Below are 25,030 nucleotides of genomic sequence, written 5' to 3'. Positions count from 1 at the left end.
CCTTACTTGGTTGCGTCGGCGTTCGACCCCGTAGCACCACCGTTTTCAGCAGCAAGCAGGTCACGAATTTCCGCAAGCAGCTGCTCGCTGGTCGGGGCAGACTCCTCTGGGTCGACGCCCTGGCGGCGCTTGGCGTGCTCCGTTAGAGCATTGATCGGAGCGATGATGCCGAAGTAGATCACAGCCGCGATGATGAGGAAGTTGATGATGGCGGTGATGACAGCGCCGAAGTCGAGGAACGTTGCCGGGTCATCTGTGATGCTGAAGCCCAGACGACCCAATTCCGGGGAGCCGAAGGAATTGATGAGCGGCTGGATGAGGTGATCCGTCACGGAGGTGACAATGGCGGTGAACGCCGAACCAATGATGACTGCGACGGCCAACTCAATAACGTTGCCGCGCATGATGAAGTCTTTAAAACCCTTGAGCATGTGAATGTCCTTTTCTGATGAAAGCCTCGATCGCCTTACAACCTTCCTCGTAGGGATGTCGGTGCAGTGCGCCATACGTAGCGTGCCCACCGCGATGTATTCGATGCTGTGGTGGGCTAACGGGAAAGAGGGGCGAGACGGAGCGGGAAACTACTGCGATGAGAGGCCACTGACTGGCGCACTGCCGGCAGCTCCCTGTGGGCTAGTGGGCTGTGGCGCCTGAGTGGACATAAACACACTAATCCGCGCAGGTTAACGGAGGCAACGTGCAGAGACAGGCATCCGAGAAAAGGCGCTGACAAACACAGAACCTGACTATGTGTGAGCGCGGTCTCCAACAATGACCACCGTGAGCGGTTGCGCCAGGGACGCGGCGGCGACGGCTTCAGCGGCCTGCGCGGGTAGTGCGACGAGGAGTGTGCGTGTGCGGGCGCCAGCGTCCGGCGCTTCAACCGAGACGACGCGTGCACCGCTGGCGATTGTGGCGCCTTGTGCGGAGGAACCATAATCATCGGGAGCGACCGCGTCATCCACATCGCGGGAGTCTGTGCCGCCGACGATATTAACGGTATCGCCGTGATGCAGGTTGGATGCGATCTCCGGTTCCGCCAAGGTCAAAGGGATGAGGTGGGCATCTGACATCCCGAAGTCCGCGACGAGGTCGGAGCTCAGCAGCCGCGTAGTAGTGAGGATTTCACCTGCACCAGCCGATGCCACGAGAACTCGGCCGACAGCCTCCTCCGGGTTACTTCCCAGGGCTGTGGCGGGAAGAAGAGACGAGGGGACACGAGCCACCGCAACATCACCCTGGGCAAGTTTCTCGCCCGCAGCTACCTCGCGTGCCATGACCACGGTGCGAGGCTGCTCACGAGTAGAGGCTAGAGCGCTCACGGCAGCAGCCACGAGCAGCATGCAGGCCAGAGTTCGCCGAATCAGCACGCTGCGTCGGTGCCCTGGTGTGCGCAGGATATGAACGAGTTCCATATCTTCTTAGACTGTGCAGAGCTCCGTACGGTTCCCAGGTCGCTACATCCAACTCATCCCGCGCTCAGTGAGGATGCCATCGACGGGACGATCGTGGTCCTCAAAGGGAACCTCACGTACTTCGGTGGAATGCACGAGAGCCACCACAGGCGGCTGGCCAGTCGTGAGGGGAGCCAATGCGCGGTCGTAGTAACCGGCGCCCTTTCCCAGTCGCATGCCTGATGGGCTCACCGCCATGGCGGGCGCCAGAATGAGATCAAGGTGTGCCAGCACCGCGCTGGTGTGGCGTTTGCCAACAGGTTCTGGAATTCCGAGAGCACCCGGACGCATGGAATCTGGGCCGTCGTAAAGCGTCCACAGCAGCTGACCATCGGTGCCGGAAATCGGCAGATAGACCTCGCGACACGCAGCAGCAATGCTGTCCACCAGCTCTGGGCCACCCGGCTCAGTGCCGAGCGGGTGGTACGCTGCGACCCGCATTGCAGGCGTGAGAAGTGCACGAACCCCGGCGCACCACGCCTTGTTATCTTGAGCGCGCTGCTCGGGGCTGCGCGCTCGGCGCGACTGAAGAAGCTGGGCCCTGAGAACAGCCTTAGGGGAGGTTGTCATGGATATAAATCATAGATCGCTGGCGTAGCGCACCGCGGAGCTGTGGTCGGCGCATTGTAAACTGGAATCTATGGCTATTGCACATGAGGATTCCCCCACTGGGATCGCCACGGTTGTTGTCCCCGCAGCTGGCATGGGCACCCGCTTTTTGCCCGCCACCAAAACTGTGCCGAAGGAGCTGCTCCCTGTCGTCGATACGCCGGGTATTGAGCTGATTGCGGAGGAAGCCGCATCCGTAGGCGCACAGCGCCTGGCCGTCATCACCGCACCTAATAAGCAGGAAGTGATGCGCCATTTTGAGGAATTTCCCGAGCTGGTTGAGACTCTTGACGCTCGCGGCAAGGATGAGCAGGTGGGCAAGGTTAAGCGTGCCGCTCAACTGATTCACCCCATCTCCGTTCCACAGGAGAAGCCCCTTGGTTTGGGGCATGCAGTCGGCTTGGCTGAGTCCGTTTTGGACGAGGACGAAGACTTCTTCGCCGTGATGTTGCCAGATGACATCGTTCTACCCGCGACCGTCATGGGTGAGATGGCTCGCGTGCGTGCAGCGCTTGGCGGCAGTGTGCTGTGCGCGTTCGAGGTATCCCGGGAAGAAACCTATAACTACGGCGTCTTTGACGTAGAGGACACCAATGTCCCTGGCGTGAAAAAGGTCGTGGGCATGGTGGAGAAGCCGGAGCCGGAGGACGCTCCGTCCAATCTGGTCGCGACAGGCCGCTACCTGCTGGACCGTAAGATTTTTGATGCCCTGCGCCGTATTAAACCGGGCAAGGGCGGCGAGCTGCAGCTCACCGATGCCATTGAGCTTCTCATTAAGGAAGGCCACCCGGTTCACGTCGTGGTTCACCAAGGCAAGCGCCATGACCTGGGTAACCCGGGTGGATATATTCCCGCAAACGTGGATTTCGGCCTGCGTGATGAGAAGTATGGCCCTGCGCTGTACAAGGCTCTCAAGCACATCATGGATGAGTATGAGGCGGAGAACGGCCTGAAGGGCTAGCCTCCGCACATTAAGCTTTAGTCCATCCCCCACAGACTCCACAGCGAAGGTAGGCGGTGTATGCGTTCGGTCGATGACCAGATGGCGTTCATTCTTGATGCGGCGGTGACCCCGGAGCCGGTGCGTATAGCCATCGCGAATGCCCTGGGACTCAAGTGCGCTGAGGAAGTGCAGGCGAATCAGCCGCTGCCGGGCTTTCCGCAGGCAGCGATTGATGGATATGCAGTGCGTGCAGTTGATGTCGGCGGGGAGAAGGCACTTAAGCCCCGCCCGCGGCCGGCAGAGGATGAGGCGGGTGATCCTGCCTCAGAACCGGAGACTGAACGTTCCCTACCTGTGGTCGGTGAGGTACCGGCAGGTTCGCGTCAGCCTTTGCGCCTTCAGCCTAAGCAGGCAGTGCGGGTGTACACGGGTGCACCTTTGCCGACGCTTGCCGACGCTGTCCTGCCCCTCGAATGGTCTGATCGCGGACGCAAGCGCGTAACCTCGCACCGTCCAGTGCGCTCGGGTGACTTTGTCCGTCGCGTGGGCGATGACATTCAGCCGGGTGACGTTGCAGTGTCCTCTGGGACCGTCCTGGGGCCAGCACAGATTGGCCTACTCGCTGCGGTAGGCCGCTCCAAAGTTTTGGCCTATCCACGTCCGCGCGTGACCATCGTGTCCTATGGCAAAGAGTTGGTCGATATTGACCGTGAACCGGGCTTGGGTCAGGTCTTTGACGTGAATTCCTATGCCTTGGCGGCTGCAGCGAAGGAGGCCGGCGCCGACGTGCAACGCGTGGGTATTGCTGCTGGCGAGCCGCGCCGCGTGCGCGAAGCTCTGGAAACCCACCTCGCGCGTAGTGAAGTTCTCGTCATTTCCGGTGCCGTGGGTGGCGCAGGCGCAGACGAGATCCGTGAGGTTCTCGATGAGCTTGGTGACGTCGATACCTCACGTGTAGCCATGCACCCAGGCTCGGTTCAGGGCTTTGGCTTGCTGGGAGAGGAACGTATCCCGACCTTCCTGTTGCCCTCGAACCCGGTCTCTGCGCTGGTCATTTTTGAGGTCTTTGTTCGCCCGCTTATTAGGCTATCCCTGGGCAAGCGAAGCGGACAGCGCCGAGTGGTGCGCGCTCGTGTGCTCAACCACGTTGAGTCTCGCCCGGGCCGGCGTGGCTTTATCCGTGCGCGCTTGATGCGTGACGCTGAAACCTCTGACTACCTTGTGGAAGGGCTCGGTGGGGCCGCGGGCGCACCTGCTCACCTGCTTGCCGGTTTGTCAGAGGCCAACGCCATGATTCGTATTCCGGAGGAAGTCACGGAGATCCGACCAGGCGATGTGGTTGACGTTTTGTTCTTGACCCAGCGCAGCTAGGCCCATGCTGGATCCCTTTGGAAATGCCGCTGGGCGGCTGTCGAGCCCTGCGAGCGGTGAGGTTAACCCGAATCATCCTGGTTGGCCTGAGGCCACTCCCGTCGTTCGCATGAGACCAACTCCGGCGTTTCCACACGGACTGTCTGTGCGTTTGCGGCCGCTCATGCGCGGTGATGGCGGAGCTTGGCGGCAGCAGCGAATTGAGGATCGTGAGTTTCTCAAGCCGGTGGAACCAACCCTGCCCACTTCTTGGAACTCCGCGCATTCTCAGTCCGCGTGGTGGAACCACCTGATGTTCCTGCGTGATTCAGCCCGCTCCGGCACCGTGGTCCCCCTTGTTATCGAGGTTGACGGCCAGTTTCGTGGTCAGTTGACCTTGGGAAACATCCAGCACGGAGGAGTCAGTGAATGCTGGGTGGGCTACTGGGTACATTCAGGGGTACACCGCGCGGGTATTGCCACTGCGGCCTGCGCATTGGGGGTAGATCATGCTTTCCACCGGGTTGGTCTGCACCGCGTGACCGCGACCTATCTTCCGGGCAATCCCGCTTCCGGCAAGGTCCTTCACAATAACGGTTTCCGTGATGAGGGTTTCCTTCGCCGCAATTTGCATATTGATGGTGCGTGGCGTGATCACCACTTTTTGGCGCTCAATCGAGAGGATTTTGCATCGAGTGCCGTCGAGCGCCTGCGTAGTAGTGGTCGTATCGCATAAAGGCCGTCGACCTCTGCTTTCACTTAAGTCACAACCTTGTAATTTTGGGGCCGACAATGCCCGAATCGGGTAGTAGGGAGGCTAAAGTGGGGGCCTAGTTGTACTCCCTTTTCGTCGACCCTGGAAAGTGGGAACCTTCCTCATGATGACCACTGTGCCCATCATCCTCGTCATTGTGGTGTGGCTTTTCATTCTTGCTCCGTGGCTGCTGCGCTCCCAGCGTCCCATGAGCCACACCGGTGAGGCCTTTGAGGAGACCCGCGTGCTCTTTGAAGGCGACTCTGGCTCCGTACCGGGCCGCCGCAAGCCACGATTGGGTAAGGCGGATATCCGGCCCAGCGCCCGCGTCTCTGCCGAGGACGAGGATGCCGAGTATGAGTTGGTGCTGGCTGATGATGCCTCGGATGAGGATTCCAGTACTGCTGATGCCGCCTCCGGTAAGGGTTCCGGTGAGGGGACTGAGGGCCATGTCGTGGCGGACACGATCGACGGCGAAGTGGTCGAGACCCCTGAGGGCGCCACCACGGCTGATTCTGTGGCGGCGGTCCCCGTCGGTGCTGAGAATGCCACATCAGATGCAGACGCGGCCGAGGACACCAGTGATGACGACGTTGAGGATGACGTCATCGTGGAAGAGGAACGCATCCAGGAGCCCGACGCAGACGTCGATCCCGTTGAAGCTGAGGTCTTTACCACGCCGGCCCACACCTCAGTGGCAGAGGATGCCTACGACTTCGATGAGACCTTCACGTCCCCGGTTGATCTCCTTTATCCGGGGGCTATCGATGCCCCGGCTGCCGCGAGTGCTGCTGTCACTGATGAGGGTACGGCTGATGCTGAGGAGACTGATGCTGAGGACTCCGCAGAGTTCGATGATGCCGTCTCTTCCGGATCAGCTGCTGTTCCCATGAGCGAGGCCGTTGACGGGGAAGAAGAACCGGAGCGCAACCCACACACCGATACCGAGCTTTCCGCTGAGGAGCTTGCCTTTGCACAGCGCCGCCTCGGACGCGGCGGCTGGGATCCGGTAAAGGAGAAGGAAGCATCCGCAACCCGCTACCAGCGCCGCCAGCGCACGCTTATAGGCTTGGCCGTGGCCGTGGTTGCCACGGTTTGTCTCGGCATCGTCTTTGGCGGCTGGGCTTGGTGGCTCGCCGGAATCGCCGGTGTCATCACCACTGTGTACCTCGTCGCATTGCGCTCCCAAGTGCGCCGCGAGCAGGAGTTGCTGCGCCGCCGCGTCTACCATTTGCGCCGTGCACGCCTTGGAGTGCGTAACGCAGAAAACCCAGCTGAATCGTTGCCGCCAAACCTGCGACGCCCAGGTGCCCTCGTCCTCGAGATTGATGATGAGAGCCCTGACTTCGATTACTTGCCGGTCTACGACGAGGATGACACTGACGGTGATTTCGACGGCCCGCATAGCTCTCCACGTCAGCGCCGCGATGACCTTGCGGCGCGCCGTGTGGGCTAGTTAGGCCGGCCAGATACCGGAGGTGCCGCGGCGGTGTGAGCCCACCAAGTGGGCATCCACCATGCCGATGGCCTCCATGAGGGAGAAACAGGTCACCGGCCCTACAAACTTGAATCCTGCATTTTTCAAAGCTTTGGACATGTCTTCAGCTTCCTGCGTGTATTTGGGAATATCTTCCTCGCATTCAGGAGCGATGGTGTCTTCTGGCAGGAAGCTCCAAATGAACTCATCGAGCCCGCCCTCCTCGCGTAATGCCACCGTGGCCTTAGCGTTGGTGAGGGTGGCCTTGATTTTTAAGCGATTGCGGATAATGCCGTCATTTTCCATGAGGCGTTCGATTTCTTCCTCCCCAAAGCTGGAGAGCAGATCCGCATCAAAACCGGCAAAGGCTTCGCGGAAAGCATCACGCTTGCGCAGCACGAGCTCCCAGTTCAACCCTGCTTGAAATCCTTCAAGGCACAGTCTCTCTAAAAGAGCGGATTCTTCGTGAACGGGCATGCCCCATTCAGTGTCGTAATAATGGCGTAACAGCGGTGAGGTCATCGCCCATGCGGGGCGCCCCAGTCCTTCAGCGTCGTACACAGGTCCAGTATCGTTCGTCATTTCCGTAACAGTCATACCTTCTTAGACTGCGCAAACCTCTCAGCGGTTCCCGCTCTGCGCCATCCTAGTGTGGTGTTCTTCGTGTTCTAGGAGGAAAGCCTTGGCTTCGGCGCCGCCGCGGTAGGAACCGATAAGCCCGTCGGCGCGCACTACTCGGTGACAAGGAACCACGATCGGCAGCGGATTGGACGCGCAGGCGCTGCCGGCTGCCCGAACCGCACGCGGGCTTCCTGCGGCCTGTGCTAGGTGCGCATAACTCCACCGATGCCCATAGGGAATGAGGCCGAGAGCTCGGTGGGCGCGATCGCGGAAGGACAGCGGGCGAGTAGGCAGGGCGAGTTGCACGTCGAAATGGTGGCGGGTGCCGCCAAAGTATTCGATGAGTTGTTTCGTTGCGGAGCAGAGCACGCGCTCGGGTACGCAGGCAGACCTAGGCGCTGCTGTTGCGCGTGGGGATTGCGGGACCGCATCCAGATCAGGGCTCTCAGTAGGAAAATAGACATGGGTTAAGCCGTCGTCGCTGGCGACGAGGGTCAGTGAACCCAGTGGTGAATCTACGGTGGTCCAGATGCTCATGGCGCGGGAGTCCTTTCGTAGGGCAGTGGGCATCCAGGGTAGTCTATGAATCATGAATCGACCCGCTGTTCGCGATGCCGCGTTGCTCATATTCCGTGCAGTGCTGGGCGTCATCTTCGTGGCGCATGGCGTGGACAAGATGTTCTTTGCTGGCATGGACGAAACCACCGGGCAGTTCTCTGCGTGGGGAATCCCGCAGCCGCAGCTATCGGCCTATTTGGCCAGCGTTGCGGAAATGATTGGTGGTGCCGCCTTGGTCGTCGGCCTGTTGACCACCTTCGTGGCCGGCGCATTGGCGCTGCTCATGGCATGTGCTCTTTACTTTGTGCATTTGAGCAATGGCCTCTTCACTGCGGACGGTGGTATCGAGTATCCGCTGGTGCTCATGGTGTCCTTACTCATGATTGTCGTGTTTGGTTCGGGTCGCGCCAGCGTAGATGGGGTGTTGAACCGTGCTGAAGCATGAGCAGGTGCAGGCGGCAATCTCCGCGCAGTTGGATGGTGAAGTGCCGCAGCTTGCTCCGGATGTTATCGATGCCCACCTTTCCGGATGCCCGGAATGTGCGGCCTTCCGTGATAAAGCAGCTGCGCTGTCTCATTCGTTGAGCCAGGTCCAACCTGCAGGGCACCCCCCTCGGGACCTCTCAGAGGTCATCCTTGCGGGCGTGGAACCGGAATGGCAGCGGGCCTCGAGCGCACGTCAAGCTTCCGTGGCTCTTGCGAGAATAAGCCTGGCAGTGCTGTCCGTGGTCTTTCTTGTGTGGGCAGTGGTGGTCGTGGTGAGCGCGTCTGGGCTGACCACCACCGGCAGTGAAGGAACTCTGGCAGAAGGTGCGGATCCGGAACGTGCACGCCTGCTCATGGAAGCAGCTGCGTTGCGCTTTGGACTAGCCAGCGGCCTTGGCTTTGCAGCTTGGCGGCCGGCCTCAGCGCCTGGCCTGCTGCCGGTCGCCTGCACGATGTTTGCCTTCCTCTGTGGCTTCACCATGCGCGATTTCGCATTGGGAACGGCGGGGGCCGGCCAAATCTACATCCTTGTGGCCACGGGATTGGCTGCAGTGGGCCTGGGCTGGGCGTGGGCTGCAGACAGGGGATTTGTGCTGCGGGACGTTTATCGCGCCCTGACTGCGAGTCCTCGTTAAGCGTTAGGGGAACAGATACATCCTGTGAGGTGGGATTAGCTCCACGATGGCAGCCACATCATCGACTGATACCACGATTCAGGGATGAGAAATCCGTACAGAATGGGGGAGAAGTACGCGAACATGGCGACCACGAGCGCCGCGTAGCACACAGTCAGGAAGGTACCCAGTGGCATCGTTGAACCGAAGATCGAGCGGAGCCATGGCCACCTGAGTTCCGGCCCACGGCCAATCATCTGGCCACACGCGAGAGCAATGAGCACGATGACAAAGGGGATGAAGGCCGTGGCGTAGAAGAAGTACATCTGTCGGTCAAAGACCATGAGCCAGGGGAGGAAACCGGCAGCTGCGCCCACGAGTGGGATGAGGAAAGCACGGTTGCGTCGCACGAGCAGCGACCACAGGCCCCACAACACGGCCGGAATGACGAGCCACCAGATAGCGGGGGTGCCGAAGAGATAGAGCATCTTGCGGCAGTCACCACCATTGGGGCAGGTGAGATCGGTAGAGGAGTAATAGAGAATAGGGCGCGCTGCCACGAGCCACGCCCATGGCTTGGAATCCCACGGGTGGCTATGGCCGCCAGAGGAGGTTAATGAAGCGTGGAACTCCAAGACCGAGCTGTGATAGTAGAACCAGCCTGCAATAGGTTCGGGGAGATTGAGGAGCCACGAACCTTCGTCGATCGTGCCGTCCACCTTTGCGTGCCGGTACACGGCGGTTTCATCGGCAAACCATGCACGCCAGGACCAGGCGTACAGGGCAATGGGCAGCACAACGATGGAGGCGAGAGCCGCCGGAGTGTCACGGATGAGGGTGCCAAGGACGTAGCGGCGCACACCGTACATGCGGCGCAGAGCTAGGTCAGAGAAGACGCTCATGAGGCCGAAGAACATGATGTAGTACAGGCCGGACCACTTCACGGACAACGTCAGTCCCAAGAAAACACCGGCCGTAAAACGCCACCAGCGGAAGCCAAAACGGGGACCGAAATCAGATGTACCCATCGCCCCCGTGATGAAAGCGGTGTGGAGGCGCTCACGCATCTGCTGGTGGTCACGGGCAAGCGTCCAAGCGGCGGCGACAACAAAGAAGACCTGGAAGATGTCCAGCATGCCAAACTTCGAAGAGACGAGGAGCACGCCATCGCATACGGCGATCAGTCCAGCTAAGAATCCGACGTGCCAGGAACCCGACAAGCGGCGAGCCAGGGCCATCGTGAGTAGTACAGTGCCCACACCGAAGAGGGCGGTCATGAAACGCCAGCCCATCGGGGTATAACCAAAGACAGACTCGGAAAGAGCGACAATCTGCTTTGCTAGCGGTGGGTGAACCACGAGACCGTAGCCGGGGTTGGACTCGATTCCGCCGAGGAACAGGTTGTGCCAGCTGCTCACCATGTCCCAGGCCTGCGGCACGTAGTGCTTCTCGTCGAAGACCGGGGTGCCTTCCGATACTGGACTGGTGAGGCCTACAAAGCGCGTGATGAAGGCCAGCACAGCGATAATGGCGGTGCTAATGGTGTCGGAACTGGTCCAGACGTAGGGGCGGGGCGCAGGCGGCGCCGGCCGGGTATGGCGGCCGGGCGCGGCGGTGTGGCCCTTCCGGGCAGGTCGGGCGATGGACGTTGCGATACTCACTCGGAAGAGTTTAGCGTGCGTGTGCCATGCTGGGGTGTATGAGTCTTCAGCTTGATCCTTTGCCGCGCGGTGTCATCCTCGCTGCGACGCCCCTAGGAAATCCTGGCGATGCCTCCGCACGCCTCATGCAAGCCTTGGGGCACGCCGATGTCATCGCTGCGGAAGATACCCGCCGCGTACGCAACCTAGCCCAAGCATTGGGCGTGGACATTCGAGGCAAGGTGGTCTCCAATTTTGATCACAATGAGGCGGAGCGCTCACGAATGCTGGTCGACGCCGCGCGAACCGGGACGGTTCTTGTCGTGTCCGACGCAGGAATGCCGTTGGTTTCTGATCCTGGTCATTCCATCGTCGATGCGGCCGTGGCGGCAGGTGTCCCCGTCACCTGCTTCCCTGGTCCGTCCGCGGTGCCCACGGCCTTGGCGCTCTCAGGCTTGGGGGTGGGGCACTTTCTCTTCGATGCCTTTCCTCCGCGTAAGCCTGGTCCACGCAAAGCGTGGTTGGAGTCGTTGGTAGGGGAGCGCCGCGCTATTGCCTTCTTCGAGTCGCCGCACCGGCTAGCGCAGACGCTTGGCGACGCCTCCACGATCCTCGGCGCCGAACGCCGCGCTGCGGTGTGCCGCGAACTGACCAAGACCTATGAAGAGATCAAGCGCGGAACGTTGGGTGAGCTTGCTGAATGGGCAGAAGAGAATGCGCGCGGCGAAATCACCGTGGTGATTGAAGGTGGTGCTGCTGAGCCCGCGTCGCTAGAGGAGCTACTTGCTGAGGTCCGTGCTGAGGTGGAGCGCGGCGTGCGCGCAAAGCAGGCCTGCAAGCAAGCAGCCGCGGGGACTGAATGGTCGAACCGTGAGTTGTACGACGCGTACCTCGCTGCCCGCGACTAGCCTGCCGCCGTTCCCGCGCAGTGGGGGAATGTGTGGTTGTGCAGCATCGACGTTGTGTGGTGACCGCTGTCTCTCTTTCCCTAATCGTTATCGTATCGTTACGTGATCGATCTGTGAGTACGCGGTGAGACGGTCTAAAATCCTCTGTCAGCTGCGCAGTCCCAGTTCGGGACAGGACCGCGGTGGGGAAAAGGGGACGTCGGAAAGCACGGGCTCCTGCCTATTTTTCTGCGGATATGTGCGATACGGTGCACCTTTAGCGCGTCTGCAAGTTGACTAGTTGGTGGCGGGGCAGCAAGGTCTGAGGCTATGACAGACTCGACCAATGCAGACAACGTAAAGGACACGGGGGTCTCGTCAGCCGTGCCGAGCGGGACAAGCTCGCAAAGCACGGTCGATGAGTATCGCACTGTCGATGAGCGCCTCGAGGCAGCCTCGGCCACGAGCCAGCTCCAGGACATGATCACCAACAAGGCCTTCAACCCGGGGGCCTACTCGGTGCCCGCAGAGGACAAGGAAACCGAGGAGTTCGGCCCCGGCGGCATTGATTCGCCGATTGACTGGTCCATTGTTGGCATCGCTGGCCTTCTTGTGGCCGCCATCGTGGCCTGGGGCCTGGCCGCACCGGATAACTTCGGTGCTTTCGCAAGCAACGCCCTGAATTTCGTCGTCAACGACTTCGGCTGGGCTTACGTGCTGTTTGGCACCATCTTCGTCGTCTTCGTGATCTTTATCGCGATGTCGAAGTTTGGCACTATTCGCTTGGGGCACATCGATGAAGAGCCGGAATTCTCCACGGTGTCCTGGATTGCCATGATGTTCGCTGCCGGTATGGGCATCGGCCTCATGTTCTACGGCGCTTCCGAGCCGCTCAACTACTTCAAGAACGGCGTGCCGGGCCACAGCGAGCACGAGGTGGGGACCGCCATGGCCACCGCGATGTTCCACTGGACCCTGCACCCCTGGGCCGTCTACGCCATCGTGGGCCTGGCCATTGCCTACTCCACTTTCCGTATCGGTCGTAAGCAGCTGCTTAGCCAGGCCTTCGTACCGCTCATCGGTCAGCGCGCCGCTGACGGTGCTCTGGGCAAGCTCATTGACATCCTGGCCATCTTCGCCACCGTCTTCGGAACCGCCTGCTCCCTGGGCCTGGGTGCTACCCAGATCCAGGCAGGACTTGAGGCCTCGGGCCTGATTGACAACCCCTCCCAGGGCGTTGTCATTGGTATCGTGCTTGTTCTGACCCTAGCCTTCATCTTGTCCGCTATGTCCGGCGTGGGCAAGGGCATTCAGTACCTGTCCAACGCCAACATGATTTTGGCCGCACTGCTGGCCATCTTCGTGTTCATCTTGGGCCCGACGGTCACCATCCTTAACCAGATTCCGGGTTCGATCGGTAACTACCTGGCCAACTTCACCGAGATGATTGCCCGTACCGCTGAGTCCAACAACGGTGAGGCAGCTGAGTGGCTGTCTACCTGGACCATCTTCTACTGGGCGTGGTGGGTGTCCTGGTCCCCGTTCGTGGGCATGTTCCTGGCGCGCATTTCCCGTGGCCGCTCCGTTCGCGAGTTCTGCATCGGCGTGCTTCTCGTGCCGGCTGGCGTGTCCACTGTGTGGTTCGCCATCTTCGGTGGCACCGCCATTCACATGGAGCAGAACGGCAACTCCATTTCCGGTGATTCTGCTGAGCAGGAGCTCTTCAACCTCCTGCAGAACCTTCCGGGAGGCTTCATTGCCGGTATCGTCGCCGCAATCTTGTTGGCCACGTTCTTCATCACCTCGGCCGACTCCGCATCCACCGTCATGGGCTCCATGTCCCAGTCCGGTGCCACCACCGCCAAGCCGTGGCTGTCCGCCACGTGGGGTGTGCTCACCGCGGCCGTTGGTCTGACGCTTCTGCTGTCCAGTGAGGACTCCTTGTCCAACCTGCAGAACGTCACCATCGTGGCAGCCCTGCCCTTCCTCTTCATCGTCGTCGGCCTCATGTTCGCTATCTACAAGGACCTGAGCAACGACGTTATCTACTTGGAGTACCGTGAGGCCCAAGCCTTCCAGCGCAAGCTAGCCCGTGAGCGCCGCCTGCACCGCGAGTTCCAGCGCGAAGAGGCATTCAAGGCCCGCCGCCATCAGCGCATGCACAAGAACTAGTCGCGCCCGGTAAGTTCGCGCCTGACAGCGAACACGTATTGACACCCCCTCACTGCACATACGGTGAGGGGGTGTTCGATAGAGTAGGGGCCATGACTGAGACAGTTGTCGTTAATGTTGCTTGGCCCTATGCCAACGGACCCCGCCACATCGGACACGTGGCGGGCTTCGGTGTTCCTTCCGATGTGTTTGCGCGCTTTCAGCGAATGCGCGGCAAGGATGTCCTCATGGTCTCCGGCACGGACGAGCACGGCACCCCGCTGCTGGTCCAAGCGGACAAGGAAGGCGTTACCGTTCGTGAACTGGCGGATCGCTACAACCGTCAGATCGTGACCGACTTGGCGGGCCTCGGACTGTCGTATGACCTTTTCACCCGCACCACCACCCGCAATCACTACGCGGTGGTGCAAGAACTCTTCAAGGGCCTCTACGAGAACGGCTACATGCTCAAGGAGACCACCCAGGGTGCTATCTCGCCATCGACGGGCCGTACCTTGCCGGACCGCTACATTGAGGGCACCTGCCCGCTGTGTGGCGCCGATGGTGCCCGTGGTGACCAGTGCGATAACTGCGGCAACCAGCTGGACCCGGTAGACCTCATCAACCCAGTGTCCAAGATCAACGGGGAAACGCCGGAATTCATCGACACCGAGCATTTCCTGCTGGACCTGCCTGCGGTCAAAGACGCCCTCGAGTCGTGGCTGAAGACCCGCGAAGAGTGGCGTCCCAACGTGCTGAAGTTCTCCCTCAACCTGCTGGAGGATATGCGGCCGCGTACCATGACCCGCGATATTGACTGGGGTATCCCGATCCCGGTTGAGGGCTGGGAGGACAACGGAGCGAAGAAACTCTACGTGTGGTTCGATGCGGTTATCGGCTACCTGTCTTCCTCCATTGAGTGGGCACACCGCACCGGCAACCCGGAGGCATGGAAGCACTACTGGCAGAACCCGGAGGCCCGCCACTATTACTTCCAAGGCAAGGACAACATCACCTTCCACTCCCAAATCTGGCCGGCGGAGCTCTTAGGCTACGCGGGCAAGGGAGCAAAGGGTGGTCAGCTGCACACCTACGGTGAGCTGAACTTGCCCACGGAGATCGTGTCTTCGGAATACCTCACGATGTCCGGTTCCAAGTTCTCCTCCTCCAAGGGCGTGGTCATCTACGTCAAGGACTTCCTCAAGGAGTTCGGCCCCGATGCCCTGCGCTACTTCATCGCAGTGGCCGGTCCAGAGAACAATGACACCGACTTCACCTGGGATGAGTTTGTCCGCCGTATCAACAACGAGCTGGCCAACGGCTGGGGCAACCTGGTCAACCGCACGGTGTCAATGGCGTTTAAGAACTTCGGCGAGGTACCGGCCCCGGCTGCTCTGGAGCAGCCGGACAAGGATATTCTCGCGCTGGCGGAGGACACCTTCGCCACTGCCGCGGACTTCCTTGAGCAGTCCAAGTTCAAGCAGGCTATGACTTCCATCATGCACGTCGTGGGTGAGGCCAATGCTTACGTTGCCGCAATGGAACCATGGAAGCTGGCCAAGGATGAGACGCACCGCGAGCGCCTCGCTACCGTTCTGTGGACGGCACTTCAGGTGGTTTCTGACTGCAACGTCATGCTCACCCCCTTCCTGCCTTTCACCGCGCAAAAGGTACACGAGACCTTGGGGCGTGAGGGTGTATGGGCCGCACAGCCACAGGTTGAGGACGTTGTCGATGACATGCCGGTCGAGGTCGTGGGTGTGAACCTTCCGCCGGAGAACCACCCGTATCCGATCATCACTGGTGATTACACCGCACAGCAGGCGGCGTGGAAGCGTATCGACGTCACGCCGGGCACCACGCTGCAGAAGCCGAAGCCGCTCGTGGGCAAACTTGACCCAGAGCTCGGTGAGACCGGCCCAGAATGGGCCCCGGTACAGAAGTAGGTTCTGTGGGGCAGCGCTTCCGGCGCACACTCGCGCCTGCCTTGCTGTTCACCGTCGTGTGCCTCACGGCGGTGAACTTGCGATCCGGCATTGCCTCGGTAGCGCCGGTTCTCGGACAGATTCAGGGATTCTTCGGTATCTCGTCCGGTGCAGCCGGACTGCTCACCGCGCTGCCAGGCCTGTGTTTTGCGGTCATGGGCTTGGCTGCTGTTCCCATCGCGCGTCACGTAGGGCTGAGCCGCACCTTGGCGGCCGGCACGGTAGCACTCGTTGCCGGATTGGCGCTGCGCCCATGGGTGAGCAGCTTTTCGCTCTTTGTGGTCCTGACAGTCTGCGTTGTCGCCGGTATCGCGCTGGCCAATGTCCTGCTTCCAGCGTGGATTAAACAACATGGCTCGGGACGCACCCTAGTGGCGCTCATGACGACGTACACGACGATGCTGGGGGTATCGAGTGCGCTGGGGCCGCTTTCGGCGGTCACCCAGAACACGTGGCAGGGTGCGCTGTGGGTGTGGTGCCTGCCCGCCATCGCGCAACTCATCGCGTGGATGGTCGTGCTCCCGCGCACCGGACGCGATGTTGCCCACGGAGCTGTCGACGGCGAGGGCGCCCCGCGCCCCATGTATACCTCGCCCACGGCTGTGGCCATGCTCTTCTTCTTTGGACTGCAATCAACCATGGCCTATGTGCAGATGGGCTGGCTGCCCCGCATGCTCGTAGAAAAAGGCGTGGGTGAGAACACCGCGAGCGTGGCTCTGGCCATCATCGGTGTCTTCAACATCCTCGGCGGAATTGTCATGCCGTGGTTGATTTCGCGTCTCGATCGCCTTGCCCCTGTGCCCGTCGTGCTTGCGCTTTGTACCTGCGCTGGGTGGGCTGGGGTGCTTCTTGCAGCCGATAGTGCACCGTTGGCATGGGCCACTCTCATGGGGATAGGCGGCATGTGCTTCCCACTGGTCCTTGCTTTGTTGACCGCCCGCACGCGCACCGCGCTGACCACCGCGCGTCTTTCCGGCTTCGTCCAACCCGGCGGTTATGTCCTCGCCGGCCTCGTACCACTACTCGTTGGCGTAGTGCGCGGTGCAACCGGAAACTGGACCGTCGTGCTCGTCGGTCTCATGGCGCTGTCGCTGTGCATGCTTTTCGCGGGTTTGCGCGCCACGACGCGGGTATACATCGACGACGAGCTTGTTGGCTAGCGAATTCAGAGCTGACAAGATACCTTTTTAGCTACAATGAAGAAGCATTTGACGCCTTGCGTTATTGACGCGAGGCGTCATGGGGGGATAGGGTGAAGCAGTGATCCAGTCGTTTGCGGACAAGGCCACCGAGCGTTTATGGAATCGTGAGAAAGTACCTTCCATCGACCCGCGTATTCACACGGTTGCTCTCCGTAAGCTGAGGCAGCTGGGTTATGCCCAGAGGCTGGATGAGCTCCGAATACCTCCGGGAAACAGACTCGAAGCGTTGAAGGGTGCTCGGCAGGGTCAGTACAGCATTCGCATCAACAGTCAATGGCGGATCTGTTTCCGATGGACCGCCGCAGGGCCACAGGAGGTTGAGATCGTTGACTACCACTGAGAAGCTCCCCCCAGTGCATCCAGGTGAAATTCTTGTGGAGGATTTCCTTAAGGAGATGGGGATAACCCAACACAAGCTCGCCGTATCGATTGGAGTTCCGCCTCGTCGGATCAATGAAATTGTCCACGGCAAGCGGGCTATCACCGCTGATACTGCACTGCGGTTGGCCAAGTTTTTCGGAATGACTCCGCAATTTTGGCTAGGTCTCCAGTCGCACTACGACTTGGATGTCGCGGAAGATAAAATCCTCTCTGAGTTAGAGGAAATTGAGCCGCTCACACCGGCTTCAGCCTAGCGACTCGGCATAGCCAACGGTGGAGCGGTCAACGCGCTAGGAGCGGTCGAAGTCGCGCTGCAGGTGTACCAGGCCCAGGCGCACGCCGTCTTTGGTGTGGATGTTGGGCATGCGTCCGGTTTCGCTAAAGCCGAACTTCTTGTGCAGGGCAATAGAGGACTCATTGGTGTCCACGATGTAGGTAATGATGGTTTCCACGTACTCATTCTCGGCGGCATGATCCATGAGCGTGGCCATCAGTTCGCTGCCGACACCCCTGCCGCGCGCAGACTCAGCGATGTAGATGGAGTCTTCAGCGGTGCCGTAGTAGATGGCGGGGGTCACGAACTGGAAATATGCTGCCCAGCCGACGATCTCCTCGTCGTCCACAGCGACATAAACCGGGTAACCTTCTTTCTCCATCTGTGTAAGCCACTGCTCGCGGTCTTCCACGGTTTCCTGCCAGGTGACGAGGTTAGCAGCCGGCGTTGCAGCGGAGGCGGAGTTATAGATGGCGGCGATGGCGGGGGCGTCGCCAAGCACTGCGGGACGAACGTGCATGATTGATCCTTAAACCATGAGTAGCAAATGGGTGAGGTCGGGCCAGCGCCCAGCTTTGCAGGTCACTTCCTTGAACGTACCTACAGTGGCAAAGCCGAACTTCTCATGCAACTTGATGGAAACCGTGTGCTCCGGATAGCCCGGTTGAGGGCCGATGTTATCGCGGGGGACAGTGGAGTCCGTCGCTGTGCGGATTCTCGTGCGCGCGCGACTACACTCGCAGCCATGTCTAAGAAGAAGCCACGCCCCACGCCCGTGCCCGCCGAAGGTCTGAGCCAGCTTATCGACGCCCACACGCACCTCGCCTCGTGTCGCGACTCTGACGCCGACTTAGTTGCCCGCGCCCGTGCCGCCGGAGTGGAACGCATGGTCACCGTTGGTGATGGTTTGGCTGAGGCTGAAAAAGCCCTGGCTGCCGCCCACGAGTTCGATAACGTGTATGCCGCGTGCGCAATTCACCCGACAAAGGCGGGTGAGCTCGACGAGGCTGCCCGTGCTCGCTTGACTGAGATGGCTGCGGACCCGCGCTGCGTGGCCATCGGCGAGACCGGCCTGGACACGTATTGGATTCATCACGAACCGGAGAGCACCGCACCGCTTGAGGTGCAGGAGGAAGCGCTGCGCTGGCACGCGGAGCTGGCGGCCAAGGTTGGTAAAACCCTTATGATTCACAACCGTGAAGCTGACGAGGACCTCATGCGAGTGCTGGGGGAGTGTGCTCAGGCACCGACGGTGATGCTGCATTGTTTCTCCTCCCCGCTGGAGGTGGCCAAAGAAGCGCTCGACCGCGGCTATATCCTCTCTTTCGCCGGCAATGTGACCTTTAAGCGAAACGAGGAGATGCGTCAGGCGGCGGCCCTAGCGCCGGCGGGTCAGCTGCTTATCGAGACGGATGCTCCCTACATGACCCCGGAGCCTTTTCGCGGGGCGCGCAATGAGCCCTCGCTTATCGGACATACCTATCGTTGTGTCGCGGAGGCCCGTGGACAGCAGGTGGAAGAACTTGCTGCGGAGGTGACGGAAACTTTCGCCGCAACCTTCGGGGTGTGAGGATCTTCACTTTTGCTAAACCTCCTGCTCAGAGGTGGCAGGCGTGTTTGTTGTGACGAGTGTTCTGCCAGTGGTAGCGGCGTGTACGTACTTCTCGATTGTTACGTCCTGTTACCGTATCGTTATCCAAAGTTAGCCCGGCATTGAGATTGCCGGGGCGCGCATTCTGTCGCGCAGAGTCAGGTGCCGGGCGCATGCTCGGCACGTCATACTGCAGAGACGAGAAAAGGTTTATGTCCCCGAAGAAGCAGATCAAGCGAATCAACAATTCCCGCTCCCTGCCGTTGCGCATGGCAACCGGCGGTGTACTGGGCACCCTCGCCGTGGGCGGTGTTGTCGCCGTCGGTGCGCAGAAGGACATCACGCTTGACGTCAACGGTGAAACTACCACTCTGGCTACCTTTGCTGGGGACGTCAACACCGCCCTAGAGGCTGCCGGGGTCAGCGTAGACGGTGAGGACCTGGTGTACCCGGCCCTCTCCGAGCAGCTTGCCGACGGCGACTCCATCACCGTTCGCACCGCCAAGCCGGTTGCCGTCACCATTGATGGCGTGGAAACGCAGCTGTCCTCCACCGATCTCACCGTCTCTGATCTGCTCGGCGGCCTCGACGGCATTGTGCCGGGAGCTGCGGTAACCTCCGGGGCGAAGGAAATCGCGGACGACGAGGTAGTGACCGAAGGGATGAACATCGAGGTAGTTTCTCCGAAGATTGTCAAGGTCTCCGACGGAGGCTCCGTCTCCTATGCAAGCGTCTCGGCGAAGACTGTCGAGGATGCGCTCGAGGCACGTGGCATCACCGTGGACAAGGATGACCGCGTCAGCCCAGAGCTTGATACCCCGGTCACCGCCGGCATGAGCATCACCGTGGATCGAGTCACGGTCTCTAAGGAAGACAACACTGAAGAGTTCGATGCGCCGGCTAAGTATGTGGATGATCCTGAGCTGGAAGAGGGCACCGAGGAGGTCCGCGAAGAGGGCACTCCAGGCTCCCGCACCGTCACCCGCAAGATCGTAACGGTGAATGGCGAAGAAGAGTCGAACGACGTCATTAAGGAAGACGTCCATACCGAACCGATCGCCGCCCTCATCGCGCGCGGCACTAAGCCGAAGTCCACCGCCCCTGCCGTCGCTGAAGGCTCGGTCTGGGATGCCATCGCGCAGTGTGAAGCCACTGGCAACTGGTCCATCAATACCGGTAACGGCTTCTCCGGCGGCCTGCAGTTCACCCCGTCCACTTGGGCTGCCTTCGGCGGCAATGAATACGCACCACAGGCCTGGCAGGCCACCCGCGAGCAGCAGATTGCCGTAGCTCAGAAGGTCCAGGCCGCTCAAGGCTGGGGCGCATGGCCTGCCTGCACCGCGAAGCTCGGCCTGCGCTAAAGCTTTAAGTGCTCGGCGTATTAATCTGGATGACATGACACAACCCCTCCTGCTGGGCCCGGTGGAGATACGCGAGCTTGCTGCCGAGCTCGACGTGACACCGACAAAGAAGCTGGGCCAGAATTTCCTGCATGACCCCAACACCATTCGGCGCATCGTTGCCGCCGCGGACCTTGACTCTGAGGACCGCGTGGTGGAGGTTGGGCCGGGTTTGGGATCACTGACCCTGGGCCTACTGGGAGAGGTCGAACATGTCACGGCCGTGGAAATCGATCCGCGCCTGGCTGGCAAGCTTCCGGGAACCGTCGCTGAGCGTGCTCCCGAGCAAGCGGATCGCCTGACCCTCGTAGAAAAGGACGCCCTCGCCGTTGAGGCCGGGGAGCTGGGGGAGCCCACCGCACTCGTGGCCAACCTCCCATACAACGTCGCCGTTCCGGTTCTCCTGCACCTGCTTGAACTTTATCCTTCGATTCGTCGCGTACTCGTTATGGTTCAGCTCGAGGTGGCCGAGCGTCTTGCTGCCGCGCCCGGCAGCAAGGTTTATGGCGTGCCCAGCGTGAAGGCCTCTTTTTATGGGCCGGTGCGGCAGGCCGGGACGATAGGCAAGAACGTGTTCTGGCCCGCCCCCAAGATTGAATCGGGCTTGGTGCGTATCGACTGCACCCGCCCCTATGACGAGGCCCTCCGCCCGCGTCTCTTTGCGTTGGTTGATGCTGCTTTCGCACAGCGCCGTAAGACCCTCCGCGCCGCACTAGCCGGGTTCTACGGCTCCGCCGCGGCGGCAGAAGAAGCCCTGCGTGCTGCGGATATAGATCCGCGCCTGCGCGGTGAGAAGCTTGGTGTGGAGGACTTTGTCCGACTGGCGGAAGTCTCATGAGCAATCCCATGACAACACCCCCGCGCCTGTGGCAGGCCCGTGCCCATGCCAAGGTGAACCTGCACCTCGGGGTTGGCCAGGCGCGCGAGGACGGCTTTCACGAGCTCGCCACCGTGTTTCAGTCCCTCGACGTACACGATCGAGTGAGCTACCGCTGGGCCGAGGACACCACCGTGGAGGTCACTGGGCTTCACTCGGCGGGGGTGCCGGCATCCATCGACAACTTGGCCTGGCGTGCCGTGGAACTGGTGGCGCAGCGCCTCATGGTGCCGGCGACTGGCACCCTCACGATGGAGAAAAACATCCCCGCTGCCGGCGGCATGGCGGGCGGATCGGCCGATGCTGCTGCGGCTCTGCTCTTGGCCAATCATGCGCTGAGCACCGAGTTCGGCCGCGAACCCGTCACCGAGGAGATGCTCTTCGAACTCGCCGCCGAGTTGGGCTCTGACGTGCCCTTCACGCTCATGGGCGGCACCGCACTAGGCCGCGGCCGCGGCGAATTGCTCACGCCGATGCTGGCGCGTGGCCGTTACATCTGGGCCATCATCACCAATTCCGAAGGCCTATCCACCCCGACGGTCTTTCACAAACTTGATGAACTGCGAGCCGCCGGCCGAGGAAGCGCTCCGCACCTCGATACAGAGGCTGTGGGCCAAGCACTCGTCAGCGGCAACCCGCGGGAGCTTGCCGCTGCTGTGCACAATGACCTTCAACCGGCAGCATTGTCCCTACGCCCAGACCTGCGCAAGATTCTGGATACTGGTGAGGCTGCCGGCGCGCTCACAGGCATTGTCTCTGGTTCTGGCCCGACCTGTGCCTTTCTATGCGAGGACGAGGAGACGGCGGCTGAGGTCGTTGCCAGTGTGTGCGCTGATAACCGCGGGACTCGTGGACTTGTGACCACGGCTCCTGCCACGGGCGCAAGCCTCGTCGATCTTTCCTAATTGATACTGCCACCCACTAGGATGAAGGCGTTATGGCGAACCTCATCAACCTGGAAAATGTAAGCAAGTCCTTTGGACTCAAGACCCTCCTGAACAGGGTCTCTCTCGGTGTTCAAACCGGTGATCGTATCGGTATCGTCGGCGTCAACGGTGGTGGTAAAACCACGCTGCTGGAGGTCCTCACGGGCATTGAGCCGCCGGACTCGGGGCGAGTATCGCACAACTCGGATCTACGCATGGCGGTGGTGACGCAGCGCTTTGAGGTGGAGGAGTCGCTCACCATTGCCCAGGTCATTATCGAGCCCCTCGGTTTGGAAACCTTCGAGTGGGCCTCCAATGCTAAGGTGCGTGATGTCCTCGGCGGGCTCGGTATCGTCGACCTCGGCCTCGATACCCCGGTGGGATCCCTTTCCGGTGGTGAGCGCCGCCGCGTGAATCTTGCGGCCGCGCTGGTGCAGGACCTTGATGTGGTGGTGCTTGATGAGCCGACGAACCACCTCGACGTGGAAGGCGTGCAGTGGCTGGCGAAGCACCTGCTTGCCCGCAAGCTAGCGGTCATCGTTGTCACCCACGATCGCTGGTTCCTCGACACCATTGCTACGACCACGTGGGAGGTCCATGATGGCGTGGTTGATGCGTACGAGGGCGGTTACAATGACTGGACTTTCGCCCGCGCTGAGCGAGCCCGGCAGGCCGATGCCATGGAGCAACGCCGCCAGAATCTGGCGCGCAAGGAGCTCGCGTGGCTGCGCCGCGGTGCACCGGCGCGAACCTCGAAGCCGCGCTACCGCATCGAGGCCGCTGAGGCACTCATTGCGGATGTTCCCGCACCGCGCGACAAAGTTGAGCTCATGGCCTTCTCCAAGCAGCGCCAAGGGCGCGTTGTCATTGAACTCGAGGATGCCACAGTTACGACGCCGGATGGTCGAACCTTGGTGGATCACCTCACGTGGCGCCTCGCCCCAGGTGAGCGCATTGGGCTTGTCGGTGTCAACGGCTCAGGTAAGACAACGTTGCTGCGGGCGCTCGCAGGTGAGGTGGAGCTGGCCGCAGGTAAGCGTATCGAAGGTAAAACCGTGCGCCTTGGTTGGTTGCGGCAAGAGCTTGATGACCTCGACCCAGAACGCAGGCTTCTCGACGCCGTCGAGGACGTCGCCACCTATGTGCATCTGGGAAAGAAGGAACTCAGTGCTTCTCAGCTGGCGGAACGCCTGGGATTTTCCGCCAAGCGCCAGCGCACTCCAGTGGGTGATCTGTCCGGAGGTGAGCGCCGCCGACTGCAGCTGACCCGTGTGCTTATGGCGGAGCCGAACGTACTGCTTCTCGATGAGCCCACGAACGACCTTGATATCGATACCCTTCAAGAGCTGGAATCCCTCTTGGATTCTTGGCCGGGCACGATGGTGGTTATCTCGCACGATCGCTACCTCATCGAACGCATCGCGGACAATACCTATGCGCTCTTCGGCGATGGCAAGCTCACCAACCTTCCCGGTGGTATCGAGGAGTATCTCCGGCGCCGCCAGCAGATGGAGGCCACCGCGTCTCGCGGTGTTATTGATCTTGGGGAGAAGTCTTCGGAACCTGCCGCGGACGCTGCCTCCAGCTCAGCAGCAGATTCCGTGCAAGGACCGGCACGAGGTTCTGCCGCCGCAGCCCCCACCAAGCGTCTCAGCTCCCAGGAAGAGCGTGAACTCACCAAGAAGATGAATTCACTCGAGCGAAAGATGGCCAAGCTTGATGAGAAAACCTCACAGTTGAACGAGAAAATGGCTGCCGCCGCCGAGAAAATGACCTCTGGGCAGGGTGATTCCGCAGAGCTGTCGACGCTGGACGCAGAACTCAAGGCCGTTGCCGCCGAGCGTGAGGAGCTCGAGATGGAATGGCTGGAGCTGGGAGAGAAGCTCGAAGGATAGGGAATGCCCTAGCCGAAGAGAGCCGCGATACCCAGCATGGCTGGCAGTGAGAGGAACGTGGTGAGGAAAACCGTATCGCGCGCTACGGTCTCACCAGTCTGGTAGGTTGCGGCGTAGTTGTACACGTTTTGTGCCGTGGGCAGCGCCGCCAAGATGAGTGCGGTATAGAGCTCGCTACCGCTTAAGCCAAAGGCTAGGCCTGCAGCAAGGGCGATGGCCGGCATAGCGACAAGCTTGAGCACTGTCGCGGTGATGGTAGGAAGCCGGTCATTGTCCAGAAGTGAGTCTCCTTTGAGGGAAGCACCAAAGCTCATGAGGATCATCGGAATGGATGCCCCGCCTAGGATCTCCAGAGGCGCCATGATGACGTCCGGCACAGTCCATCCCACAGCCGAGACGATGAATCCCAGAACTGCCGCGATGACGACCGGCGCGGTGAGACCTGAAGTCACTGAGCGGGTCACAGAACGGAAGCTTGTTCCTTGTGCATTGAGTCCCGCGATGATGAACGGGGACAGCACCGCCATTTGAAGCACGAGGGCGGGGACGACGAAGGTGGCGTCACCGATCACGTAGGTAGCGATGGGGAGACCGATGTTGACCGAGTTGTAATAGCTTGAGGCCGCGGCCCCCGCCATCGTCTCTGCGCCGCTGCGACGGAAGAACAGCAGGCTCAGCAGCCCGTATAGCCCCATCGTCGCTACCGAGGCAACCGCAATGACCGCCACGACAGGAGAAGCAAACGCCGAGGTATCTGACTGTGCCACGCTGGAGAAAATTAGCGCCGGGGTTGCAGCCCAAAATGCAACTCGGTTGAACTGCAGCCGGGCTTCGCCTTTACCGATGACACCTTTATGTGCCAGCACGAAGCCCACAGCGATAACGACGAAGATAATCGCAAACCCCGTCACAACATCCAGCACTACTGCTCACCCTTTCGCCTACGTCTCGGAGG

The 25,030-nt window shown here is 60.8% G+C and carries 25 protein-coding genes; 17 read left to right on the top strand and 8 right to left on the bottom strand.

Annotated features, from left to right (window positions below; all coding sequences use genetic code 11):
• Window positions 1-2: 2 nt before the first annotated feature.
• The 3 genes from mscL to HMPREF3149_RS03935 form a co-directional block, all read right to left on the bottom strand.
• Entirely contained in the window at window positions 3-431 is a 429-nt protein-coding gene (gene mscL, locus HMPREF3149_RS03945; protein WP_070536800.1) for a large conductance mechanosensitive channel protein MscL, read from the bottom strand.
• 315 nt (window positions 432-746) lie between these two features.
• Entirely contained in the window at window positions 747-1,415 is a 669-nt protein-coding gene (locus tag HMPREF3149_RS03940) for an SAF domain-containing protein (RefSeq protein WP_070536798.1), read from the bottom strand.
• 42 nt (window positions 1,416-1,457) lie between these two features.
• The gene (locus tag HMPREF3149_RS03935) at window positions 1,458-2,024 is read right to left on the bottom strand and encodes a 5-formyltetrahydrofolate cyclo-ligase (protein WP_070536796.1); all 567 of its coding nucleotides are present in this window, start codon (window positions 2,022-2,024) and stop codon (window positions 1,458-1,460) included.
• 70 nt (window positions 2,025-2,094) lie between these two features.
• Here HMPREF3149_RS03935 and HMPREF3149_RS03930 point away from each other — a divergent pair, with 70 nt between their 5' ends.
• The 4 genes from HMPREF3149_RS03930 to glpR all read left to right on the top strand — a co-directional run bounded on the left by HMPREF3149_RS03930 (window position 2,095) and on the right by glpR (window position 6,566).
• A complete protein-coding gene (locus HMPREF3149_RS03930; protein ID WP_042530076.1) occupies window positions 2,095-3,024 on the top strand; it encodes a UTP--glucose-1-phosphate uridylyltransferase in 930 nt (309 codons plus the stop codon).
• Window positions 3,025-3,084: 60 nt separating this feature from the next.
• On the top strand, window positions 3,085-4,377 hold the full coding sequence (gene glp, locus HMPREF3149_RS03925) for a molybdotransferase-like divisome protein Glp (protein ID WP_070536794.1): 1,293 nt from the start codon (window positions 3,085-3,087) through the stop codon (window positions 4,375-4,377).
• A gap of 4 nt (window positions 4,378-4,381) precedes the next feature.
• On the top strand, window positions 4,382-5,092 hold the full coding sequence (locus tag HMPREF3149_RS03920) for a GNAT family N-acetyltransferase (RefSeq protein WP_042530081.1): 711 nt from the start codon (window positions 4,382-4,384) through the stop codon (window positions 5,090-5,092).
• A gap of 142 nt (window positions 5,093-5,234) precedes the next feature.
• Window positions 5,235-6,566 carry a divisome protein SepX/GlpR gene (gene glpR, locus HMPREF3149_RS03915; RefSeq protein ID WP_070536792.1) on the top strand — a complete coding sequence of 444 codons (1,332 nt, stop codon included), beginning with the start codon at window positions 5,235-5,237 and terminating at the stop codon, window positions 6,564-6,566.
• Here the strand turns inward: glpR and HMPREF3149_RS03910 are convergent, their stop codons facing one another.
• Together HMPREF3149_RS03910 and HMPREF3149_RS12910 are read right to left on the bottom strand one after the other, a co-directional pair.
• Window positions 6,567-7,184, bottom strand: a complete 618-nt coding sequence (locus HMPREF3149_RS03910; RefSeq protein WP_042530085.1) for a DNA-3-methyladenine glycosylase I — start codon at window positions 7,182-7,184, stop codon at window positions 6,567-6,569.
• A gap of 24 nt (window positions 7,185-7,208) precedes the next feature.
• Entirely contained in the window at window positions 7,209-7,778 is a 570-nt protein-coding gene (locus HMPREF3149_RS12910) for a methylated-DNA--[protein]-cysteine S-methyltransferase (protein WP_246819938.1), read from the bottom strand.
• 19 nt (window positions 7,779-7,797) lie between these two features.
• Between HMPREF3149_RS12910 and HMPREF3149_RS03900 the strand changes: the two genes are divergently transcribed.
• Together HMPREF3149_RS03900 and HMPREF3149_RS03895 are read left to right on the top strand one after the other, a co-directional pair.
• On the top strand, window positions 7,798-8,211 hold the full coding sequence (locus tag HMPREF3149_RS03900) for a DoxX family protein (protein ID WP_042530087.1): 414 nt from the start codon (window positions 7,798-7,800) through the stop codon (window positions 8,209-8,211).
• A complete protein-coding gene (locus HMPREF3149_RS03895; RefSeq protein ID WP_070536788.1) occupies window positions 8,198-8,887 on the top strand; it encodes a zf-HC2 domain-containing protein in 690 nt (229 codons plus the stop codon). The genes HMPREF3149_RS03900 and HMPREF3149_RS03895 overlap by 14 nt, the downstream gene beginning before the upstream one ends.
• Window positions 8,888-8,922: 35 nt before the next feature.
• On the opposite strand, the gene HMPREF3149_RS03890 is transcribed toward HMPREF3149_RS03895, so the two are convergent.
• Entirely contained in the window at window positions 8,923-10,509 is a 1,587-nt protein-coding gene (locus tag HMPREF3149_RS03890; protein WP_210385403.1) for a dolichyl-phosphate-mannose--protein mannosyltransferase, read from the bottom strand.
• 56 nt (window positions 10,510-10,565) lie between these two features.
• On the opposite strand from HMPREF3149_RS03890, the gene rsmI reads away from it, so the two are divergent.
• The 6 genes from rsmI (at window position 10,566) to HMPREF3149_RS03860 (ending at window position 17,366) form a co-directional block, all read left to right on the top strand.
• Window positions 10,566-11,414 carry a 16S rRNA (cytidine(1402)-2'-O)-methyltransferase gene (rsmI, locus tag HMPREF3149_RS03885; protein WP_070536783.1) on the top strand — a complete coding sequence of 283 codons (849 nt, stop codon included), beginning with the start codon at window positions 10,566-10,568 and terminating at the stop codon, window positions 11,412-11,414.
• A gap of 309 nt (window positions 11,415-11,723) precedes the next feature.
• Window positions 11,724-13,565: a BCCT family transporter gene (locus tag HMPREF3149_RS03880; protein ID WP_070536781.1), complete on the top strand. Its 1,842-nt coding sequence runs from the start codon at window positions 11,724-11,726 to the stop codon at window positions 13,563-13,565.
• A 92-nt stretch (window positions 13,566-13,657) separates the two neighbouring features.
• Window positions 13,658-15,490 carry a methionine--tRNA ligase gene (gene metG / locus HMPREF3149_RS03875; RefSeq protein WP_070536778.1) on the top strand — a complete coding sequence of 611 codons (1,833 nt, stop codon included), beginning with the start codon at window positions 13,658-13,660 and terminating at the stop codon, window positions 15,488-15,490.
• Window positions 15,469-16,689 carry an MFS transporter gene (locus HMPREF3149_RS03870; protein ID WP_246819937.1) on the top strand — a complete coding sequence of 407 codons (1,221 nt, stop codon included), beginning with the start codon at window positions 15,469-15,471 and terminating at the stop codon, window positions 16,687-16,689. The genes metG and HMPREF3149_RS03870 overlap by 22 nt, the downstream gene beginning before the upstream one ends.
• 100 nt (window positions 16,690-16,789) lie before the next feature.
• Complete coding sequence (locus HMPREF3149_RS03865; RefSeq protein WP_070536774.1) at window positions 16,790-17,071, top strand: type II toxin-antitoxin system RelE/ParE family toxin; 282 nt, start codon at window positions 16,790-16,792, stop codon at window positions 17,069-17,071.
• Window positions 17,072-17,105: 34 nt separating this feature from the next.
• Complete coding sequence (locus HMPREF3149_RS03860; protein ID WP_042530098.1) at window positions 17,106-17,366, top strand: HigA family addiction module antitoxin; 261 nt, start codon at window positions 17,106-17,108, stop codon at window positions 17,364-17,366.
• 36 nt (window positions 17,367-17,402) lie between these two features.
• Here HMPREF3149_RS03860 and HMPREF3149_RS03855 read toward each other — a convergent pair whose 3' ends face one another.
• The gene (locus HMPREF3149_RS03855) at window positions 17,403-17,906 is read right to left on the bottom strand and encodes a GNAT family N-acetyltransferase (protein WP_070536772.1); all 504 of its coding nucleotides are present in this window, start codon (window positions 17,904-17,906) and stop codon (window positions 17,403-17,405) included.
• A gap of 225 nt (window positions 17,907-18,131) precedes the next feature.
• On the opposite strand from HMPREF3149_RS03855, the gene HMPREF3149_RS03850 reads away from it, so the two are divergent.
• The 5 genes from HMPREF3149_RS03850 (at window position 18,132) to HMPREF3149_RS03830 (ending at window position 24,075) form a co-directional block, all read left to right on the top strand.
• The gene (locus tag HMPREF3149_RS03850; RefSeq protein WP_070536770.1) at window positions 18,132-18,956 is read left to right on the top strand and encodes a TatD family hydrolase; all 825 of its coding nucleotides are present in this window, start codon (window positions 18,132-18,134) and stop codon (window positions 18,954-18,956) included.
• Window positions 18,957-19,189: 233 nt separating this feature from the next.
• Window positions 19,190-20,338, top strand: a complete 1,149-nt coding sequence (locus HMPREF3149_RS03845; RefSeq protein ID WP_042530107.1) for a resuscitation-promoting factor — start codon at window positions 19,190-19,192, stop codon at window positions 20,336-20,338.
• 34 nt (window positions 20,339-20,372) lie between these two features.
• The gene (gene rsmA / locus HMPREF3149_RS03840; protein WP_042530110.1) at window positions 20,373-21,215 is read left to right on the top strand and encodes a 16S rRNA (adenine(1518)-N(6)/adenine(1519)-N(6))-dimethyltransferase RsmA; all 843 of its coding nucleotides are present in this window, start codon (window positions 20,373-20,375) and stop codon (window positions 21,213-21,215) included.
• An 8-nt stretch (window positions 21,216-21,223) separates the two neighbouring features.
• The gene (locus HMPREF3149_RS03835; protein WP_371440943.1) at window positions 21,224-22,159 is read left to right on the top strand and encodes a 4-(cytidine 5'-diphospho)-2-C-methyl-D-erythritol kinase; all 936 of its coding nucleotides are present in this window, start codon (window positions 21,224-21,226) and stop codon (window positions 22,157-22,159) included.
• Window positions 22,160-22,191: 32 nt separating this feature from the next.
• Entirely contained in the window at window positions 22,192-24,075 is a 1,884-nt protein-coding gene (locus HMPREF3149_RS03830) for an ABC-F family ATP-binding cassette domain-containing protein (RefSeq protein WP_070536766.1), read from the top strand.
• Between the two features lie 8 nt (window positions 24,076-24,083).
• Here the strand turns inward: HMPREF3149_RS03830 and HMPREF3149_RS03825 are convergent, their stop codons facing one another.
• A complete protein-coding gene (locus HMPREF3149_RS03825; protein ID WP_070536764.1) occupies window positions 24,084-24,998 on the bottom strand; it encodes an AEC family transporter in 915 nt (304 codons plus the stop codon).
• Between the last annotated feature and the right edge of the window lie 32 nt (window positions 24,999-25,030).

The sequence above is a fragment of the Corynebacterium sp. HMSC05E07 genome (assembly GCF_001807225.1).
Classification (GTDB): Bacteria; Actinomycetota; Actinomycetes; order Mycobacteriales; family Mycobacteriaceae; genus Corynebacterium; species Corynebacterium singulare.
The sequence above is the reverse complement of the archived record's forward strand: the minus strand, read 5'-3'. Positions and strand labels throughout refer to the sequence as shown.